Source organism: Corallococcus carmarthensis, from assembly GCF_003611695.1.
In the GTDB taxonomy this organism is placed as follows: domain Bacteria; phylum Myxococcota; class Myxococcia; order Myxococcales; family Myxococcaceae; genus Corallococcus; species Corallococcus carmarthensis.
Map to the genome: position 1 here is coordinate 1 of NZ_RAWE01000405.1, position 3,281 is coordinate 3,281.

General features: G+C 73.9%; 2 protein-coding genes. One reads left to right on the plus strand and one right to left on the minus strand.

Going from position 1 to position 3,281, the window contains the following annotated elements; all coding sequences use genetic code 11:
• Positions 1-42: 42 nt before the first annotated feature.
• Positions 43-2,724, plus strand: a complete 2,682-nt coding sequence (locus D7X32_RS43730) for an ATP-binding protein (protein ID WP_120608385.1) — start codon at positions 43-45, stop codon at positions 2,722-2,724.
• 1 nt (position 2,725) lies between these two features.
• On the opposite strand, the gene D7X32_RS45850 is transcribed toward D7X32_RS43730, so the two are convergent.
• A partial coding sequence (locus tag D7X32_RS45850) for a hypothetical protein (protein WP_158625874.1) occupies positions 2,726-3,281 on the minus strand: 556 nt, incomplete at its 5' end.

The window sequence follows — 3,281 nt, forward strand, 5'->3', positions numbered from 1 at the left end:
GGCCAGGGGTGCGAAGGTGGGGTGGTGAGGAGCACAGAGCGCATGAACCGTCGGGTGGGGACGGTTTCCGAGGAGCCAGGGGCGGTGTACCGCCTCTTCGACGACATGCCCCTGGGCGTGTTCGTGCTCCGGGACGGCCTGCTCATCCATGCGAACGCGGCGCTGTCGCGCCTGATGGGCGTCTCGCGCGAGCAGCTTCAGGGACAACCGGTGACGTCGCTCCTGTGGGAGCCGGGGCCGCAGGAGGAGCCGGCGGACCGGCTCGCGCGGCGGCTGGGTTCGTCGCCGGTGGCGGGCACCTACGAAGCGTGGCTGCACGTCGGGGACGGCGGGATGCGCGTGGAGTTGACGGTGCATCCGCACGCCCGGGACTGGGTGGTGCAGGTGCGCGACGTCACGTCCCGCGTCCGGCGCCGCACGGTGCTGCGGCGGCTGGCGGAGCTGGGGGGCACGGTGCGCGCGCTGCACTCCGAGGACGCGGTGCGCGAGGAGGTGTTCCGGGGGCTGGAGGCGCTGGAGCTGGGCTTCGCGTGGCTGACGCCCCGGGGCGTGGGCGTGGAGCTGTCCGTGGCGGGGCTGGCCCCCCGGCTGGTGCCGCACGCGCCGGCGCTGGGTGGCCGCGTGCGGGCGGAGGCTCCCGGTGGCTGGGCGCCCGCGCTGGTGCGCACCTGGCGCGACGGGGACGCGTGGGTGGAGGACCTGGCCGTGGAGGCGTCCCGGTTCGTGTCCGAGGCGCGCATGGACGCGGTGCTGGCGGTGTTCCGGCGCGCGGAGACGCACCGGGCGGTGGGGGTGCGCATCGACGTGGAGAACGCGCCCATGGCCATGCTGGTGCTGGCCTCGGAGTGGCTGAGCGAGGAGGACGTGGCCGCGGTGCGGCTGTTCGGCCAGCAGGTGTCGTCCGCGCTGGACGCGGCGCGCACCATCCAGCGGCTGAGCGTGCGCGCGACGGCGCTCACCGCGCTGGGACGGCTGGCGTCGCAGGCCGCGTCCGCGCCGCACCCGCGCGCCTTCTTCGGCTCCGGCACGGAAGAAATCTCGGGCCTGCTGGGCAGCGACGCGGTGTGCCTGCTGCTGCCCGCGGACACGCGGCACGAGCCGGGTGAACCCCTGGAGCTGGTCTACGCGCGCGGCCTGTCCGAGGACGCGGTGGCGCGCGTGCGCCGCGCTCGGCTGGGCTCGCTTCCCCGTCCGGGCGGGATGCCGGACGCGGTGCAGGTGCTGGACGCGGAGGCGTGTCCCGCGCCCACGCGCGACGCGCTCCGGGCGCTGGCGTTCCAGACGCTGGTGTCGGTGCCGCTGCGGGTGCGCTCGCGCGGCGTGGGCACGTTGAGCGTGCTGTTCCACGCGCGCCGGAGGCTCACCGCGCTGGAGGTGGAGACGCTCCAGGCCATGGGCACGCACTTCGCGGCGGCCATTGAATCCCACCGGCTGCTGGACGAGGTGCGCGGCCGCGCGGAGGACCTGGCGCTGATGCACGAGGTGGGCAAGGCGCTGGCGGCCACGCTGGAGCTGGACCGGCTGCTGGCCACGGGCGTCACCAGCCTGGCGCGCATCGTGGACGTGCCGGACGCGTACGTGCTGCTGCCGGATGCGCAGGGGGAGCGGCTGGCCATCCGCGCGGCGACGGGCAGCCACCCGGAGCTGTTGGGGCGCGACGTGCCGCTCGACCTGTCGACGAACTCGCTCGCGGCCCAGGTGTTCCGCACGCGCCAGCCGCTCCGGGTGGAGGACGCGAACACGGAGACGCGGCTGAACGATGAGCTGCGCCAGGCCGCGGAGGGCATGGCGTACATGGTGCTGCCGCTCGCCGTGCACGACCAGATGGTGGGCGTGGCGGTGATGGTGGAGACGCGCCGGCCGCGCCGCTTCACGGCCGCGGAGCTGGAGCGGGCGGACGCCATCGCCAACCAGCTGTCGCTGGCGCTGGAGGGCGCGCGGCTGGTGGAGGATTTGAAGCAGAGCTACGCGGAGCTGGCGCGCGCGCAGGAGCAGCTGGTGAACCGCGAGCGGCTGGTCGCGCTGGGCGAGCTGTCCGCGGTGGTGGCCCACGAGGTGCGCAACCCCCTGGGCGCCATCTTCAATTCGGTGGCCACCATCCGCCGCATCATCGGCCCGGAGAGCCCGGCCATCCCGCTGGTGGACATCGTGGGGGAGGAGGCGGACCGGCTCAACCGCATCGTCGCGGACCTGCTCACCTTCGCGCGGCCTCCGTCGCCGCACCTGTATCCGGTGTCGGTGACGCAGCTGCTGGAAGAGGCGGTGGGCAGCGCGCTCGCCGACGTGGGCGGTACCTCGCCGTCTCAGGTGCGGGTGGAGTGGGTGATGGAGGAGGACGTGCCGCCGGTGACCGTGGACGAGCGGCTCATCCGCCAGTGCTTCCTCAACGTGGCGCTCAACGCCGTGCAGGCCATGGGCCCCCAGGGCGGCACGCTGCGCGTGGTGGCGCGCAAGGCGTGGACGGACCGGGCCGGCGTGCAGGTGGAGATCAGCGACACGGGACCGGGCATCCCGGCGGAGCTGCGCGCGCGCGTCTTCGAGCCCTTCTTCACCACCAAGGCACAGGGCACCGGACTGGGGCTCGCCGTGGTGAAGCGCATCATCGATTCACACGTGGGCCAGGTGTCGCTGGACGCGCCGGAGACGGGCAAGGGCACCATCTTCCGCCTCTTCCTGCCGCTGGAGCCGCCGGTGGCGCCGCCCCTGCCCCTGACGGGCGCCTGACTCAGGCGCCGCCGTCGGTGTTCAGGAAGAGCCACATCACGCCGAAGCCCAGGCCGCACGCCAGGGCCACCACCACGAGCATGGCCCAGAAGCGGTACTGGGGCGGGATGGGCCACAGGCCCGCGAGCGGGTTGCCGCCCGCGGCCTTCACGGGCTTCTTCTTGTTGCGCTTCTGCGCGGCGAGCTCGGCTTCGCGGCGCTTCAGCTCCGCCTGCCTGAGCGCCTCGGAGATGTCCATGTCGTAGCCCACGAGCGTTTCGCGCGTCTTGGTCCGCACCTGCATGGGGCGGGTCTCGTGGGGACGTTCGTTGACGACGGGGGCCTGGCGGCGCGGGGCCTCCTTGGGCTGGACGTAGGGGGTCGCCTTCTCGTCCAGGTACGCGGGCATGTTGCCCGTCGTCTGGGACAGGGCCCCGAAGATCTTCGCGGCCTCCAGGGCCTCGGTGGCTTCGCCCGCGCCCTGCGGCGACCAGGGCACCGGCAGCTCGTCCTGGGACATGGGGCGGGTGGCGTCCGGGTACGCTTCGGCGGGCCGGGGCTGCGGGGCGGTACCGGAA

Coding starts and splice junctions, on each gene's coding strand:
- D7X32_RS43730 (WP_120608385.1), top strand. CDS start 43: ATGAACCGTCGGGTGGGGACGGTTTCCGAGGAGCCAGGGGCGGTGTAC.